This is a genomic window from Henriciella sp. (assembly GCF_029936995.1).
Lineage (GTDB): Bacteria > Pseudomonadota > Alphaproteobacteria > Caulobacterales > Hyphomonadaceae > Henriciella.
The window spans coordinates 353,624-368,591 of record NZ_JAPYRE010000002.1; the positions used below are offsets into that span (position 1 = coordinate 353,624).

The window sequence follows — 14,968 nt, forward strand, 5'->3', positions numbered from 1 at the left end:
TAGCTGCCCTTTTCATCTTTTTTGCGATCACAGTCCCGGCAGGGCATGCCCAGAGGGCACCCGTGCAGCGAGGCACAACGAGTGGCGGGTTGTCGTCTGAGGTGGCGAGTATCCGACAGCAAAATGCCGACCTGCGCCTTGAGGTTTCGCGGCTTCAGAATGAAGTGAATGGTCTCAACGGGAAAATCGAGACGCTGGAATTCCTGCTTTCGCAGTCACGTGATGAGGCAGCCCGGCTGCAGGAAGACGATGCGCGCATCGGGTCAGCCATTGAATCCCTGGATACGGAAAACGAGCGCCTTGATGAGCGTGTGAAAGAGCTTGAAGCCGATCTGGAGTCGCTTGCCGACATGGTCCAGAGCCGTGACGTGGCGGTGCGTACAGGTGAGGCATCGGATGCAGGTCAAGCCGAAGATGAGGCAGCAGACGAGGAGGCAGAACAGGATGCGGAGCGTTCTTCCCAGCGCACTGCCTCGTCGAGTGCTGGCGAAGGGCGCGATCCCGATTACCAGGGCTCGCTCGGCACCCTGCAGGCCAGCAACCTGCCCGGTGAGGCTGGCCCGCTTTTCGCAGACGCCAAGACAAAGCTGCTGAACTTCGATTTCGAGGGTGCCGAAAACGCTTTCCGCGCCTTCCTCGAGCAGTTCGGCGATGATCCGCAGGCCGGTGAGGCGCAATACTGGCTGGCTGAAGCGCTTTTCCAGCAGGAAGCGTATGCTGAGTCCGGTCAGGCCTATACCAAGATGATCCGGACCTATCCCGACCATTCCCGCGCACCTGATGCGCTGGTAAAACTCGCGCGTTCCATGCGACTGGTTGGTGACATGGAAAAGGCCTGCAACGCTCTCTCGATCCTTCCGGAGCAGTATCCGGATGCCTCGGGCGTAACTAAGAACCTTGCCAACCTGGAGCGCACGCGCGCAGATTGCGACGCCTAGAGACCCATATTCCCGATCTTATCGGGCGAATGGCGGCAGGCTCTGACGGGCCTGTCGCCATTGCCGTTTCAGGTGGCAGCGATTCACTCGCCCTGATGCTTCTGGCTGACGTCTGGGCGCGTCGGACCGGACGGCAGCTGCGTGTACTGACAGTCGATCATGGCCTTCGCCGTGAGGCTGCCGACGAGGCGCGACATGTGGCTGACAGGGCAAAGACGCTCGGACATCATGCTGAGATCCTGAGATGGACTCCAGACCGGCGCAGCCAGCAGGCGGCACGCACAGCCCGTCATAAACTGATCGCCAGGGCTGCACAGAAGGCAGGGGCAAGGCTCGTTCTTTTCGGCCATACGCGGACGGATATTGAAGAAACGCTATTGATGCGGCTTTCCCGCCCATCGTCGCTGACGGGTGCTGTCGGGCCGCAACCTGTTTCAGTGTCGCCCGTCTGGCCTGACGGACGGGGCGTGATGCTTGGCCGGCCGCTTTGCGGGGAGCGACGCGACGCGCTTATGGCATGGTTGCGCACGCAACGGGAAAACTGGACCGAAGACCCGACCAACGAGTCGGATACCTATGAACGTCCACGTATTCGCAAGCTCACCGCCTGTCTCGATACATCCCGGCTGGCCCGGATAACCGCGGATGCCATGCGGTTGAGGGCTGTCGAGGATGCCGGACTGGCCCAGGCGCTTCGACGCCATGTGTCGGTTCATTCCTCCGGCCTTATACAGATTGATCATGAGCCGGCGTCCGGGCGTATCAGCAGGCGCAAGCTGTCTATCGTTCTCCAGCTCGCGTCCGGGACAGACAGGCCCGTTGCGCCGCAGTCGCTACAGACCCTGAACAGGGAAATTTTGGATGGAGGCCCGGCAGGACGTGTCACCCTTGGCGGGGCCTGGGTGCAGAGGCGCGGGGGTCATGTTCTGATCGGTCGCGATCCGGGTGAGGTCTCCCGGCAATGGTGCGATGGGGTCTGGGATGGCCGCTATATAGCTGAGGCGGGTGTAACACAGCCGGCAGAAATCCCCTTCCTCGTCCGTCACGCCGTACCTGAAGCAAAGGCCTGGCGGGAGATCATGTCGGATCGGCTGAGCCTCTGGATAGAGACGTTGGACTTGGGGGCCCGTCTGGCGGCGGAACTTGCGGGCGCAGAGACAATGGCCGCTTCTACCAGACGCCGCGGCTAAGGCCGGTCCAGATGTAGCTACCGAATGTCGGGGCAAACCATTGCTGGGAAGGCAGGTCGACATCGACAGGGTTGAGACGGCCTTCAACGGCGTCCTCGATCGCCTGGATGACAATCTCCCGGCTTCCGGCCGCCAGGCGCCAGAGATAAGTATGAAAGTTGTCGCGAGGCTCAGGAGACAGGTGCGACTGGTAAAGGATGCCGCCCGTGTCGACGCCTTCATCAACGAGGTGGACCGTGGCCCCGAAGTGCTCAGGCTCGCCATTGGCAAGTGCGAAATAGCCGCCGAACATACCACGATAGGCCGGGTTGATGCCGGAATGGTAGTTTACGAAAGGTGCCTGAACCGAGGATAGCGTCTTCCGCCCGATCATGCGTGTGGAGATTACGAACACCGCCTGCGGAGCATATTCCTGCAGGGCAGACCGGCAGGCATCGGAGTTGACCGAAGCGACGTTGATGACCTCCACATCCTGTGGCGGATCGGGCTGCAAGCCGTACCGCTCAATCATTTCCTGAATGATGCTGCCCGTTCCCCGCTTGGTCAGCTTCAGGGGAAGGCGCGCTGCCTGCATGCTGGCCACCTTGAGGGGCCCGAGCATGCGCCGCCGCCGCCGCCAGAGGCTGGCAGCGGGCTCACCCTCCTCCCTGATGACGGGGAAATCGCCAAAGCGTGCGCGCAGCGCATTGATCATTATCCAGCTATGCGGACCGCCTGCTGTCAGTGCGACGATGCGTGGAGGATTGCTCATACCTGTTCTCCCAAACTGGGCCAGTCCGGGAAATATCATGCAATTCCCTGTCCACGTGCATGCCTAGCCAGCCGCGCGAACGGCATCAGCGATTTCGGTCGCAGCCTTTTCCATCTCGCCGGGATTTTCAGCTTCGGCCATGACGCGGATAAGGGGTTCGGTGCCAGACTTGCGGATGACCAGCCGGCCCGAACTGCCGAGGCGTTTCTCGACAGCTTCGATTGTTTCCCTGACCTTCGTGTTCTCCAGCGGCGCGCCTGAAGTGTAACGCACATTGATGAGTTTCTGCGGAACCGGCTTGAATACCCGGGAGACCTTGGACAGAGGCTTGCCACTGATGACCATCACGGCAAGCGCCTGAAGGGCCGCGATCAGTCCGTCGCCGGTTGTCGTGTAATCTGACAGGACAATGTGGCCAGACTGTTCACCGCCAAGATTGAAGCCACCTTCGCGCATCTTCTCCACGACATACCTGTCCCCGACTTTGGTACGGTCGAGCGAGAGGCCGATCTTCTCAAGGTATTGTTCAAGCCCGAGGTTGGACATGACCGTGGTGACGACACCGTCCTTGGAGAGCAGTCCGCGCTCTTTCCAGTGCGTTGCGATAAGCGCGATGAGCTGGTCACCATCAATGGTTTCACCCTGCTCGTCGATAAGAATGCAACGGTCCGCATCGCCATCCAGGGCAATCCCGATATCCGCGCGATACTTCAGGACAGCCTGGCGCAAGTTCAGTGTGTCGGTACTGCCAACCTCGCGGTTGATGTTGAAGCCATCCGGGTTGACGCCGATCGGGATGACTTCTGCCCCAAGCTCATAAAGGGCTTTGGGCGCGACTCTGTAGGCCGCTCCATTGGCGCAATCCACACACACCCGCAACCCGCTCAGGCGCATGCCTCGCGGGAACGTCGCCTTGACGATCTCGACGTAGCGCGCCTGGGCATCGTCCACACGCTGTGTGCGGCCGAGCGCGTCCGGCGGGGCCAGCTTGTCGTCAAGCGCCCGGTCCATGCGGCTTTCTATCTCGAGTTCGATCGCATCGGACAGCTTATAGCCATCCGGGCCGAACAGCTTCAGGCCATTGTCCTCAAAGGCATTGTGGCTGGCAGAGATCATGACGCCAAGGTCGGCGCGCAGGGAGGGGGTCATCATTGCGACGCCGGGTGTCGGCAGGGGTCCGAAGAGGGTGACGTCCATGCCAACGGACGTAAAACCGGCGACGAGCGCAGGCTCGATCATGTAGCCTGAGAGACGCGTGTCCTTGCCAATCACGACAGAATGGCGCCGGGATTCGTCACGACGGAAATATTTGCCGGCAGCCATGCCAAGCCGCATGGCAATCTCTGGTGTCATGGGCGGGGTGTTGGCTGTTCCCCGGATCCCGTCAGTACCAAAATACTTTCGCGACATGCCGCGCTCCGTTGTTCGTCATCATTTACTCGAGGCTGATGACACAATTCCCGGAAATCCGCCAGACTGCGCAGCTTTCCATGTAAAGCTTGTAATTGCATCAATAAACAGTGCCGGGGCTGGGCCACGACCCGGTGATTGCTGTAAGGGAGCTGCGGAAAGTCAGGGTCCGCCAGGGCGTAATCTGGACGAGAATGAGGTGCGTCCCCGTCATACTTTGTCACTTTATTTGTAGTAGCAAAGTGACTTCGTGTTTCCTAAGCAGTGGGCCCAGAGCGAAATAAGCGAGTTGATCGAGCATGTGTGGAATTATTGGAATTCTTGGAAATGAACCGGCCGCTCCGCGTCTGGTCGAGGCGCTAAGGCGGCTCGAGTACCGTGGATATGACAGTGCCGGTATCGCAACCCTGGATGAAGCGGGGCGGCTTGATCGGCGGCGTGCGCCCGGCAAGCTCAAGAATCTGGAAAGCGAGCTCGACAAGACGCCACTTGCTGGTGTTCAGGGGATCGGGCACACGCGCTGGGCAACCCACGGCTCTCCCACCATGGGGAATGCCCATCCGCATGTCTCGGGCGGCGTGGCAGTTGTCCATAATGGTATCATTGAGAATTTCCGCGAACTGAGGCTGTCGCTCGAAGCGCAGGGTCATGTCTTCGAGACAGAAACAGACTCCGAGACGATTGCGCACCTGGTCTCTGCAAATCTCAAATCGGGCCTGTCTGAGACTGAGGCTGTGAAGGCGACGCTGGCCCGGCTCGAGGGGGCATTTGCCCTGGCCATCCTGTTCGAGAACAGGCCAGACCTGCTGATCGGTGCCAGACGCGGGTCGCCCCTGGCGATCGGCGTGGGTGAGGAAGAGATGTATTTGGGGTCGGATGCGCTGGCGCTTGCCCCGTTCACCAGCCGGGTCGTCTACCTGGAGGAAAGTGAATGGTGTGTGCTCACCCTGTCTGGTTACACCATCTATAATGAGCAGGGCGACAAGATCGAGCGTGATCCGGTTCTGGTGCAGGGGGCCGGCGCGACAATGGAGAAGGGCAATTATCGCCACTTCATGCAGAAGGAGATCTTCGAGCAGCCGGATTCCATCTCCCGAACAGTTGGTGCCTACGTCAATCCGCTCCGGCGCAATATCGACCTTCCCGAGGATAAGCAGGGTGAGCCGATCGACTGGGCGAAAATCACAAGCCTGTATATGGTCGCTTGTGGTACGGCTCACTACGCCACGCGTGTGGCGGAATACTGGTTCGAGCAGGTCGCCGGCATTCCAGTGAAGACCGATATCGCATCGGAGTTCCGTTACCGCGAGCCAGCGCTTCCCAAGGAAGGCGGGCTTGCCTTGTTTGTCAGCCAGTCGGGTGAAACGGCCGATACACTGGCCGCCATGCGCTTCTGCAAGGCGCAGGGCCTGAAAACGGCCGCCGTCGTGAATGTGCCGACCTCGACCATCGCGCGCGAGGCCGACCTCGTACTGCCTACCCTTGCAGGCCCTGAAATCGGGGTGGCGTCGACCAAGGCGTTCACGGCCCAGCTGGTGGCACTGGCCTGTGTGGCTGTGGCGGCAGGCAGTGCGCGGGGCGTACTGAGCCGGGACGAAGAAAAGCGCCTCAGCGAAGCATTGAATGAAGTGCCCGGGCTGGTTGTCGAGGCACTGAAGCTGGACGAGGCGATCGAGACGCTTGCCCACGACATCTCCAAGGCCCGTGATGTGATCTATCTTGGCCGTGGGGTCCACTATCCCATCGCGCTGGAAGGGGCACTGAAGCTGAAGGAAATCAGCTATATTCATGCCGAAGGATACGCTTCCGGTGAGCTGAAGCACGGGCCGATTGCCCTGATCGATGAAGAAACGCCAGTGGTTTTCGTGGCGCCCAAGGACGCCCTTTACGAGAAATCCCTTTCGAACCTACAGGAAGTTGCCGCCAGGCATGGACAGGTCATACTGATTTCGGATGAGGTCGGCCTGGTAGAAGCTGGCGAGGCCCCGGCCCATAAAATCGCCCTGCCCGAATGTGACCCCTTCATCGCGCCGATACTTTACTCTGTGCCGATACAGTTGCTGGCCTACCATGTGGCCGTCGATAAGGGCACGGATGTTGATCAGCCACGCAATCTCGCCAAGTCGGTGACAGTGGAGTAGGCTGCGGCCCAAGCGGAATCAGAAAACCCCGCCTGGCCAGTGCCAGGCGGGGTTTTCATTGGGAGGTGCCAGTTCATTGACTGGGCTACTGCATTGCAAACCCGGTCATCAGCAAGGCGAGGCCGGAAAGGCCAGCGGCTAGCGGCAGGCTGAGTAAGGCGGCGAAGACACCCTGACGGGCTTCAAGTGGGGAGGAAACGCTCATTGTTTTTTATCCTTCAAGCTGGCGGACCGCATTTATCCATGGGTTCCGCACAGCTTCATATGGAAGCGCACGAGCGATAATCAATGAACAAAATGAAAATTATTCACAAAACGGATTACGGATGTTTCTCTACACCGTGTTTCAGGCCGGCAATGATGATGTCGAGCACGCCGTTCAATTCGCGTTCCAGTTTCTCCAGTGTCAGCATGGAGTAGAGTTGTGGAAACCGGAACTTCATGAGAGCTGACTGGATCATCTCTGAGACAAAGCTCGGATCTTCCATCGGCGCAAAGGTGCCTTTGGCTACCCCGTCTTCCAGAATTTGATTGAGGTATATCCGTTCCTGCGCAAGCCCTTCATTGAAGAAAAGCGGCCTCTCCTGTCCAAGAACCTCGGCGACTTCCAGGATTTTTGCATCTTTCTCGATCTTGTCGAACGTCTGGTTCAGGCCGTAGTGAAATATGTTCCTCAGACGCTTTTCCGGCGATTCAGATCCGCGCGCGATCTCGGCATATTTCTGATAGAGTTCACTGTTGAACTTGCGAGCCATGCCTTCGGCGATATCCAGCTTCGAGGCAAAAAAGCGGTAGATGTTGCCAGCAGACATGCCGCAATCACTGGCAATTTCAGACATGGTCGTCTTGCCGTAGCCGTAATGTACGATACGGTTCATCGCAGCATCGAGGATCTGTTTGCGCGTGTCGGTCTTGTCGTTCATGGCGGCCAAACTAAGGGAAAAGTCTGAATGATCAACGAATTCTTCAGCGCAACGGTTTCAAATTCATGCGAGGACGAATGCAGACTATAGGTGTTCTGGGCGCGGGTGCGTGGGGAAGCGCGCTTGCCTATACCGCGCATGCTGCGGGGCGCGATACACGGATATGGGCACTGGAGCCGGAGGTGGCGGCGGCCCTGTCGGCCGGGAAGGGAAATCCCGCCTATCTGCCGACGGTCGACCTTCCCGCCATGCCAGCCTCAAGCCAGCTGGAAAGCCTTGCCGGATGCGAGGCGTTGCTGGCTGTTGTTCCCGCGCAGCATGCGCGTCGCGTCTTTGCCGCGCTTGCCCCTCATGTCGCGGATGGCGTGCCTGTCCTCCTGTGTTCGAAGGGGATCGAGCGCGACACGCACAGCCTGATGACAGATGTTCTGCGTGAAACCATTCCGCATGCGACACCTGCGGTCCTGTCAGGGCCAAGCTTTGCTGCCGATGTCGCGCGTGGCCTGCCAACAGCTGTGACCCTGGCGTGCGAGGACAAGGCGTTGGGCGAGGCACTGATGACAGCGATCGGGCGGCCGGCCTTCCGGCCTTACTGGTCGAGTGACCTGATCGGCGCTGAAGTCGGCGGTGCGGTGAAGAACGTTCTGGCCATTGCCTGCGGTGTCGTTGAGGGCCTGGAGCTTGGCCGCTCTGCCCATGCGGCGCTGATTGCGCGGGGGTTTGCGGAGATGAGTCGCCTTGCCGTGGCGATGGGAGCCCAGCCGGGCACGCTGTCCGGGCTTTGCGGGCTGGGTGATCTGGTCCTCACCTGTTCATCAGTCCAGTCGCGGAATATGAGTTTTGGGAAGGCGCTGGGCGAGGGCCGTTCGGCGCGCGATGTTCTCGCGGAACGCAACTCCGTCACGGAGGGCGTCGCGACAGCTCCAGCCATCGCAACGCTGGCAGAGACGCACGGCATAGAAATGCCCATCTGCGAGGCCGTGGATGACATATTGAGCGAACGGGCAAGCCTCGATACAGCCATGAACAATCTCCTCTCACGCCCCTTTACGCAGGAAGGTCTCTGATCCATGCCGCTTTTTCTCATAAATGCCCGCGACAAGGCCGGTTCACGCGATGTGCGCATGGACAACAGGCCCGCGCACCTGGAGTGGGCCGGGCAATATGCTGACAGGATCCACATGGCCGGCCCGGTTTTTGCCGAGGATGGCGAGACATTTGCGGGGTCGACCTTCGTCATTGAGTTCGACTCCCTTGAGGAGGTGCGCGACTGGGCCGCTGAAGACCCGTATGCGAAAGCGGGTCTGTTTGACCGTGTCGAGATCGTTCCTTTCAAATGGTTGCTGGGCAAGGGGAAGCCGGACGTATGAGACTCTTCCTGAGTGGAAATCTGAACTATTCCAGCTGGTCGATACGGGCGCTGTTGATGGCCCGCCATGTCGGCCTGGATATCGAGGAAGAAATCGTTCCTCTGGATTTTCCCGAAACGTCGGAGCGGCTTGCGTCTGTAAGCCCTAACCGAAAGGTCCCATTGCTTGTCTGGGACGACGAGACGGTCTGGGATTCGCTGGCCATAATCGAATGGCTGGCGGAACGTTTTCCGGACAAGAATGTGTGGCCACAATCGTCCAAGGCCCGCGCCCGTGCCCGCGCGATATCAGCGGAAATGCATTCCGGTTTTCCCGCACTTCGCAAGGCGTGTCCCATGGATATACGTTCCCGCCATGAAACGCCTGAGCTCACAGAAACGCTCACGGGCGATATAGCGCGCGTTGACCGTATCTGGACGGAGACGCGCGAGCATTTCGGTGAAGGTGGGCCGTTTCTGTTTGGGGAATGGAGCGCCGCCGACGCTGTTTATGCCCCAGTGGTCACGCGCTTTCAGACCTATGACCTGCCGCGGACGGACCGTGCGCAGGCGTACATGGATGCTGTGTTGGCTCATCCCCTGATGGTCGAACTCGCCGCTCAGGCCGAGGACGAGCCATGGATGATCGAATATGGGCCTGAAGGTCGGCGAGCCTGGGTTCGCTAGGGCTCAGGCCTTCGGGAAGTTCAGGAGGTCATAGCCGAGATCATAACGGAACAGCTCTTTGACCTTCTCGCGATAGATTTCGAGCGCGTCCCCCGAAAACTGTTCCTTGATCGGGGTCTTGCGGAACTGAAGCACGTTGGCTTCGGCTTCCGGGTCGACCTTTTTCGCCATGGCGTCCTTGGTGCCTGCCTTGAGCGCGGCATCCATCGCCTTCGAAGTAAGAGAGACCTTCCAGTGGGCCGCCATGCCACCGAGAATGGCACGGGGGTTGGCGCGCGTGTCTTCATAATGAACACGATAGATGCGGTCGCCTGCCGACTCCATGACCTCGCCCCAGCGGTTCCAGAACCGGGCGATCCAGTAGAGATCGCACTTGAAGATATCGCCGGACGGGTCTCCACGCAGGAAGTCGAGCCAGCTGATGTTCAGCTCATGGTTCCACTTGGTGTGGTGGCTGGCAAGAATGCTCATCGGGTGGCGCACGAAGAGGACATAAGGCGGCAGTCCGGCGAGCGAACGTGCCCACCGCCAGTCTGCCAGCCGGTGCGGGATGGTGTGGCTGAAGGCGAGCCGGGGCAGCGCGGGAAAAGTCGGCTTGTCTTTCGGCCAGCCGATATAGGGCCGAACGGCATCTTCCGAGAAGTATTTTGGTCGTTCGACGCCAAATGTGTCTGCAAGCGCCACGGCGAACATGTATTTCACCCAATGGGTGCCGGAATTCTTCGATGTGACGAGCATGCCGTCGAAGGCACGATGGCGCAGGATGGAGAAATTTCCCCAGTTATCCTTGCGCAGGCGTTTGGCGTAGGCTGTGTCCATGCCGGTTCTCTTACTGTGCCCCGTTAATTTCTGCCAAGCCTATCAGTTCAGCCCGGCTTTCTGCCGCCATATCTGTATGAGGTCGCGTTCCTCCGTGCTGACATGACCGTCGGAGACGGCGACGTTTTCCAGCATGGCGCACAGATCGTCGAACTCCTTTGGGCCCATGCCCGGCGTGCCTGTGATGACATCGCTCATACGTGTGATGACGGCATGTGGAGCAACGTCTTCGCGCAATCTGAAACCGGCCTCGGTGATCCATGCTTGAGCCTGGCTGTCGCTGAAACCGAAATGTTCGATCATCTCTGCCCTTATGGCAGCTTCCTGCGCTTCGTTTACCGTGCCGCGCGTGCGAGCGACTTCGAGCATCATGATGGCTGCGGCCTCGCGCGGGTCCGTGACCGTCTTGAGTCCTGTCCTGCCGGCTTTCTTGCGGAAAGCATGGCGGCGCGGGAAATTCACGACGGTTTTGGCGGCGTCATAACTGCCGCGAGCAGCGCCTGAAATCATCTTGATGCGCCAGTACCATACGGCAAGAAAGCTCAGTACTCCGATGATGGCGAGCAGGATGTGCATGAAAAAACTCCCCGACAGGGTCTGCCGGGGAGTGTAGGGCCTGCGGCCAAGGAATTGAAGCGAAGAAGTCGCCCGGAGCTGTTTCTATTCGGGGCTTTCGCTATCGGCTTCGGCTTCCGTTCCGTCCTGGCTTGCGGATGCACCATCACCCTTGGCGAGGTGCGCCTGCGAGACGACATAAGCCCGGATGGCCTCGGCATCTTCCGGTGTGATGACATCCGAGAACGAGACCATGCCATTGGCCGAAAGGTTGCCGTCGATGACGACAGCGTCCCAGGCATCGGCATTGGCCGTGTAGGATGACCAGCGCAGGTCTGGCAGGACGCCGGAGCTGATACCCAGCATGCCGTGGCAGACCGCGCAGTTGCGCGAGTAGTGGACGAGACCGGCCTGTAGCATTTCCTCGTCGCCGAATTCTTCTGTCTGTGGTTCGGGCTCAACGAGCATGCTGTCATCAAGTGGCGGAATCTCGGCTTCTCCGCCCAGCTTGAAGGTAATGACCTTGCCGACAGCCGGGGGGACCTGGTCCTCGAACAGGAAGCCTGCGGCCAGGCCGAACGCGTGTCCCCAGCCCGTCGTAATGGTGACGTACTGCTCGCCATCGATTTCATAGGTGCCGGGACCGGAGAGCGCACCTGAATGCAGCTGCTCGCTCCAGAGCTGTTCGCCTGTTGCCGCATCATAGGCGGCGAAAGTGCCATCGAGGCGGCCCTGGAACACGACACCGCTTTCGGTCGAGAGGATGCCGCCATTCCACGCGGCTGAATGATCGATGCTCCAGCGGGCCTCCTGTTCGACCGGGTCCCATGCGACGAGCGCGCCCTTTGTGGCCGCACGCATGGCCGAAACCGTACCTTCGGGATAGCGAAGCGGCATGCCGGCGGAGAAATCCATGCCCGTATTCCACTTGGCGGGTTTCGATTTGAAACGCGGGTCGGTGATATAGGCCTGACCAAGCTCCTGGACAGGGATGTAGACCAGGCCGAGTTCCGGGTTCATGGCCATCGGATGCCAGTTGTGTGCGCCATAGGGGGCTGGCACCTGTACAAAGCCGTTATAGGTTGCCGGGTCGTTGTTGCGCGCTTCCGGGTTCTCTATCGGGCGGCCGTCTTCATCGAGGCCTTCCGCCCAGTTGATATTGGCGAATGGCTCGCCGGAGATGAATTCGCCGGTTTCCGCGTCGAGAACGTAGAAGAAGCCGTTCTTGGGCGCCTGCATGACAACACGGCGCGTCTCGCCATCCTCGCCCACGGGAAGCTCGGCCAGCATGATATGCTGGGTGGCTGTGTAGTCCCAGTTGTCACGCGGCGTGGTCTGGAAGTGCCACTTGTAGGCGCCCGTATCGGCATCTACCGCGACAATGGAGGAGACGAAGAGATTGTCGCCACCATTGGGGTCGCGAAGGTCGGCGTTCCATGGCGAGCCGTTGCCGACGCCGAAAATGACCTGGTCATTCTCGGTGTCATAGACAATCGAATCCCAGACAGTGCCGCCACCACCATCTGTGACCCATGCGCCATCGTCGCCCCATGTCTCGTTGGCGAGTTCGGCGAAGATTTCGTCGGAGGCGGCGCCATCAGGCTCCTTGTCCGGATTGGGCACTGTGTAGAAGCGCCAGTCGAGCTCACCTGTCTCGGCGTCATAGGCGGAAAGATAGCCGCGTACGCCGAGTTCCGCCCCGCCATTGCCGATCAGGACATTGCCTTTCACGATGCGCGGCGCGCCAGTAATGGTGTAGGGTTTGGACTGGTCGACCGTGACCTTGCTCCAGACGACATCGCCTGTCTCCGCATCCAGCGCCTGAAGCCGGCCATCGATCACGCCGAGATAGAGTTTGCCATCATAGACGGCGACACCCCGGTTCACGACATCACAGCAGGCCTTCACAGCCATGGAACGGTCGACACCGGGGTCATGGACCCACAGTTCCTCGCCTGTGACCGGGTCGAGCGCATAAACAACCGACCATGAGGAGGTCACATACATCACGCCATCGACAACGATCGGCGTCGATTCGATGCCGCGGCCTGTCTGCAGGTCATAGACCCAGGCAGGCGAAAGCTCGGAAACATTTTCCTTGGTGATGCCCGTCAGGCCGGAATGGCGCTGTTCGTCATAGGTCGCGTTATAGCTTAGCCATTCTTCAGGCGTGGAGGCAGCCTGCAGGAGCCGTTCTTCATCGACGCCAGACGCCGGTGCATCAGCAGCGGCTTCATCCGCGCTGTCTGCCTCCGGCCCTGCCGTATTTTCGCTGGTTTCATCGGAATTAGCGTCGGCGCTTTCCGGGTCGCCGGATGGATTGCCGCATGCTGTCAGCCACACCGCTGACAGGGCCGCTGCTGCAAACAGGCCTGGTGTTTTCATGGTCGCTCCCTGTGTTCCCTCTTGCCCGCCTGTTCTTCTGCAGGCTGGGCACTCGAACACATGCTACGGGATTGGCTGCGCTTGTCGAGATATACGCAGGGTAAGCTTAGCCGCCCGCTGCCGAGAACAGGTCGGCCTGTGCGGCATTGATTGCTGCCGTCACAGCCGTGCGCCAGTCGTCAAGGCTATCTGCATTCAGCGCCTCCGGCGGGAAACTCACAGACCTCGAAGCACTGACGACGCCGCCGGTAAGCCGGTTGCCGCGTTGCTGAAACCCGGCGAGGGCCTCGCTGGCCCCGGCACCTTGTGCGCCATAACCGGGCACGAGGAAAAGCGCATCAGGTGCGAGCATCCGCAGGCGGCGGGCTTCGTCCGGCCCTGTGGCGCCCGTCACGAGCATCAGACCGGACCAGCCACTCTCGCCTTTGAGGCGGCCCATCGCCGGGCCGAGCGCCTCGACGACACGTTCGAACAGTGGTGCGCCCTCAAGGTTCCTGGACTGGAAGTCCGCCGAACCGGGGTTCGATGTACGGGCAAGGACGATGACGCCCTTTCCATTAGCTTCTGCAGCGGCGACATGCGGTTCGATCGTGTCGAGCCCCATATAAGGATTGATGGTGAGGGCATCGCATGGAAACGGTGCATCCTGGGCGAGAAAAGCCGACACATAGCCTTCTGCCGTTGAGCCAATATCTCCACGCTTGGCGTCCATGAGGACAATCAGTCCGGCCTCACGGGCGGCTTCGAGAATTCGGGTCAGGGCGCGCATGCCCTGCCAGCCATGTCGTTCGAAAAAGGCGGACTGGGGCTTGATGACGCCGGCGCGTCCGGCGGCAGCCTCGACCATGGCGAGACCCCAGTTTTCCAGTCCGTCCGGCGTGTCGCCGCCGAACAGGTCGGGGATGCGTCCGGCATGCGGATCGATCCCGACACAGAGCGGGCCATGGGCATCGGTGGCCGCCAGAAGCCTGTCTGCGAATGCCGTCATGAGCTTGTCCCCACACGGCAGGCCACCTTGACGACCTGCAGGTTACGGCGTGCCCGGTCTGCTGCACCGCCATAGGATTGGGGATTGAACGGCACAGGCCGCTCCCCGATCGGTTCAACGCCTTGGGCAGCAAGAAACTTTGCAATCGCTTCCGGCGAAGCGCTGTAGATGCGCCCGCGACGCGGGCTTTCTGCGATGATCACTCCACGCACCCGGCCCTCGGAGTCATAGACAGGTCCCCCGCTCAAGCCACCCAGGGGACCCTCAAGATCGCTGGTACGGCCGGTCTCGGCCCATGTGAGAACCGACTCCTCACCACTGCGCAAACCGCTGGTGACAAGGCGCGAGCGCGAGATGAGCCGGCTGGCAGCTTCCCCCGGGCGCCCCTGCGGATAGCCGACATGAAAGCCATAGCTGCCGATCCGCATATCGGCGGAGGTATCAAGTGCCACAGGCGATGCGCTCGGCTTGGCTGTCATCAGTGCCAGATCGCTCGTACCCGATACGGAAATGTCCTTTACGGGAAGGTACTGACCCGGCGCGACAAGCAGGGAAACGTCGTCACAGCCTTCCACCACATGACGTGCTGTCAGATACTGTCCGTCGGCATTGATCAGGAAAGCCGATCCGATGCCGTCCTTTGGTGTCTCGACACGGACAAGGACGGTTTCGTCATAGGCGGATGGCGGGGGAAGGGTGGCACCGTCTCGTTCGATCGAATCCGGCGTGGCAGGCGGCGCATTCTGATCCGGAGTCGTGGAGAAGACTCCGCCAACAATCGCGAACAGGGCGAGTGTGTAAACCATCCAGTCCGGGATGTGACGAAACACCTC

Annotated in this window: 14 protein-coding genes; 6 read left to right on the forward strand and 8 right to left on the reverse strand. The window is 60.3% G+C overall.

The genetic code is table 11. The annotated features are described in order from the left end of the window. Positions 1-62: 62 nt before the first annotated feature. Positions 63-938, forward strand: coding sequence for a tol-pal system protein YbgF (gene ybgF, locus Q1K31_RS06015; protein ID WP_300377746.1), 876 nt, complete (start codon positions 63-65; stop codon positions 936-938). Beyond that, positions 926-2,128, forward strand: coding sequence for a tRNA lysidine(34) synthetase TilS (gene tilS, locus Q1K31_RS06020; RefSeq protein ID WP_300377749.1), 1,203 nt, complete (start codon positions 926-928; stop codon positions 2,126-2,128). Before ybgF ends, tilS begins: the two co-directional genes overlap by 13 nt. On the opposite strand, the gene Q1K31_RS06025 is transcribed toward tilS, so the two are convergent. Together Q1K31_RS06025 and glmM are read right to left on the reverse strand one after the other, a co-directional pair. Further along, positions 2,109-2,879 (reverse strand): formyl transferase, encoded by a 771-nt coding sequence (locus Q1K31_RS06025; RefSeq protein ID WP_300377751.1) that lies wholly within the window; start codon positions 2,877-2,879, stop codon positions 2,109-2,111. The genes tilS and Q1K31_RS06025 overlap by 20 nt on opposite strands. A gap of 63 nt (positions 2,880-2,942) precedes the next feature. Further along, positions 2,943-4,289, reverse strand: a complete 1,347-nt coding sequence (glmM, locus tag Q1K31_RS06030; protein WP_300377754.1) for a phosphoglucosamine mutase — start codon at positions 4,287-4,289, stop codon at positions 2,943-2,945. A gap of 299 nt (positions 4,290-4,588) precedes the next feature. Between glmM and glmS the strand changes: the two genes are divergently transcribed. After that, positions 4,589-6,430 carry a glutamine--fructose-6-phosphate transaminase (isomerizing) gene (gene glmS, locus Q1K31_RS06035; protein WP_300377757.1) on the forward strand — a complete coding sequence of 614 codons (1,842 nt, stop codon included), beginning with the start codon at positions 4,589-4,591 and terminating at the stop codon, positions 6,428-6,430. Positions 6,431-6,750: 320 nt separating this feature from the next. Here the strand turns inward: glmS and Q1K31_RS06040 are convergent, their stop codons facing one another. Continuing rightward, positions 6,751-7,353 carry a TetR/AcrR family transcriptional regulator gene (locus tag Q1K31_RS06040; RefSeq protein ID WP_300377760.1) on the reverse strand — a complete coding sequence of 201 codons (603 nt, stop codon included), beginning with the start codon at positions 7,351-7,353 and terminating at the stop codon, positions 6,751-6,753. A 77-nt stretch (positions 7,354-7,430) separates the two neighbouring features. Between Q1K31_RS06040 and Q1K31_RS06045 the strand changes: the two genes are divergently transcribed. The 3 genes from Q1K31_RS06045 to Q1K31_RS06055 are packed head-to-tail and all read left to right on the forward strand — an operon-like array spanning position 7,431 to position 9,388. Then, complete coding sequence (locus Q1K31_RS06045; protein ID WP_300377763.1) at positions 7,431-8,420, forward strand: NAD(P)H-dependent glycerol-3-phosphate dehydrogenase; 990 nt, start codon at positions 7,431-7,433, stop codon at positions 8,418-8,420. A gap of 3 nt (positions 8,421-8,423) precedes the next feature. Then, positions 8,424-8,723 carry a YciI family protein gene (locus Q1K31_RS06050; RefSeq protein WP_300377766.1) on the forward strand — a complete coding sequence of 100 codons (300 nt, stop codon included), beginning with the start codon at positions 8,424-8,426 and terminating at the stop codon, positions 8,721-8,723. Then, complete coding sequence (locus Q1K31_RS06055; protein WP_300377769.1) at positions 8,720-9,388, forward strand: glutathione S-transferase; 669 nt, start codon at positions 8,720-8,722, stop codon at positions 9,386-9,388. The genes Q1K31_RS06050 and Q1K31_RS06055 overlap by 4 nt, the downstream gene beginning before the upstream one ends. Before the next feature lie 3 nt (positions 9,389-9,391). Here the strand turns inward: Q1K31_RS06055 and Q1K31_RS06060 are convergent, their stop codons facing one another. The 5 genes from Q1K31_RS06060 to Q1K31_RS06080 form a co-directional block, all read right to left on the reverse strand. Beyond that, a complete protein-coding gene (locus Q1K31_RS06060; protein ID WP_300377772.1) occupies positions 9,392-10,207 on the reverse strand; it encodes a sulfotransferase family protein in 816 nt (271 codons plus the stop codon). Between the two features lie 42 nt (positions 10,208-10,249). Then, positions 10,250-10,783 (reverse strand): TerB family tellurite resistance protein, encoded by a 534-nt coding sequence (locus Q1K31_RS06065; protein WP_300377775.1) that lies wholly within the window; start codon positions 10,781-10,783, stop codon positions 10,250-10,252. Between the two features lie 84 nt (positions 10,784-10,867). Beyond that, positions 10,868-13,147, reverse strand: coding sequence for a PQQ-dependent dehydrogenase, methanol/ethanol family (locus Q1K31_RS06070; RefSeq protein WP_300377778.1), 2,280 nt, complete (start codon positions 13,145-13,147; stop codon positions 10,868-10,870). Positions 13,148-13,253: 106 nt separating this feature from the next. Beyond that, complete coding sequence (pyrF, locus tag Q1K31_RS06075; RefSeq protein ID WP_300377781.1) at positions 13,254-14,135, reverse strand: orotidine-5'-phosphate decarboxylase; 882 nt, start codon at positions 14,133-14,135, stop codon at positions 13,254-13,256. Continuing rightward, the gene (locus Q1K31_RS06080; RefSeq protein WP_300377784.1) at positions 14,132-14,965 is read right to left on the reverse strand and encodes a serine protease; all 834 of its coding nucleotides are present in this window, start codon (positions 14,963-14,965) and stop codon (positions 14,132-14,134) included. Before Q1K31_RS06080 ends, pyrF begins: the two co-directional genes overlap by 4 nt. Positions 14,966-14,968: the final 3 nt, after the last annotated feature.

Excerpts from the sequence above, each read along its gene's own strand:
- Q1K31_RS06025 (WP_300377751.1), bottom strand. The coding sequence starts at position 2,879 with ATGAGCAATCCTCCACGCATCGTCGCACTGACAGCAGGCGGTCCGCAT.
- glmM (WP_300377754.1), bottom strand. The coding sequence starts at position 4,289 with ATGTCGCGAAAGTATTTTGGTACTGACGGGATCCGGGGAACAGCCAAC.
- glmS (WP_300377757.1), top strand. The coding sequence starts at position 4,589 with ATGTGTGGAATTATTGGAATTCTTGGAAATGAACCGGCCGCTCCGCGT.
- Q1K31_RS06040 (WP_300377760.1), bottom strand. The coding sequence starts at position 7,353 with ATGAACGACAAGACCGACACGCGCAAACAGATCCTCGATGCTGCGATG.
- Q1K31_RS06045 (WP_300377763.1), top strand. The coding sequence starts at position 7,431 with ATGCAGACTATAGGTGTTCTGGGCGCGGGTGCGTGGGGAAGCGCGCTT.
- Q1K31_RS06050 (WP_300377766.1), top strand. The coding sequence starts at position 8,424 with ATGCCGCTTTTTCTCATAAATGCCCGCGACAAGGCCGGTTCACGCGAT.
- Q1K31_RS06055 (WP_300377769.1), top strand. The coding sequence starts at position 8,720 with ATGAGACTCTTCCTGAGTGGAAATCTGAACTATTCCAGCTGGTCGATA.
- Q1K31_RS06060 (WP_300377772.1), bottom strand. The coding sequence starts at position 10,207 with ATGGACACAGCCTACGCCAAACGCCTGCGCAAGGATAACTGGGGAAAT.
- Q1K31_RS06065 (WP_300377775.1), bottom strand. The coding sequence starts at position 10,783 with ATGCACATCCTGCTCGCCATCATCGGAGTACTGAGCTTTCTTGCCGTA.
- Q1K31_RS06070 (WP_300377778.1), bottom strand. The coding sequence starts at position 13,147 with ATGAAAACACCAGGCCTGTTTGCAGCAGCGGCCCTGTCAGCGGTGTGG.
- pyrF (WP_300377781.1), bottom strand. The coding sequence starts at position 14,135 with ATGACGGCATTCGCAGACAGGCTTCTGGCGGCCACCGATGCCCATGGC.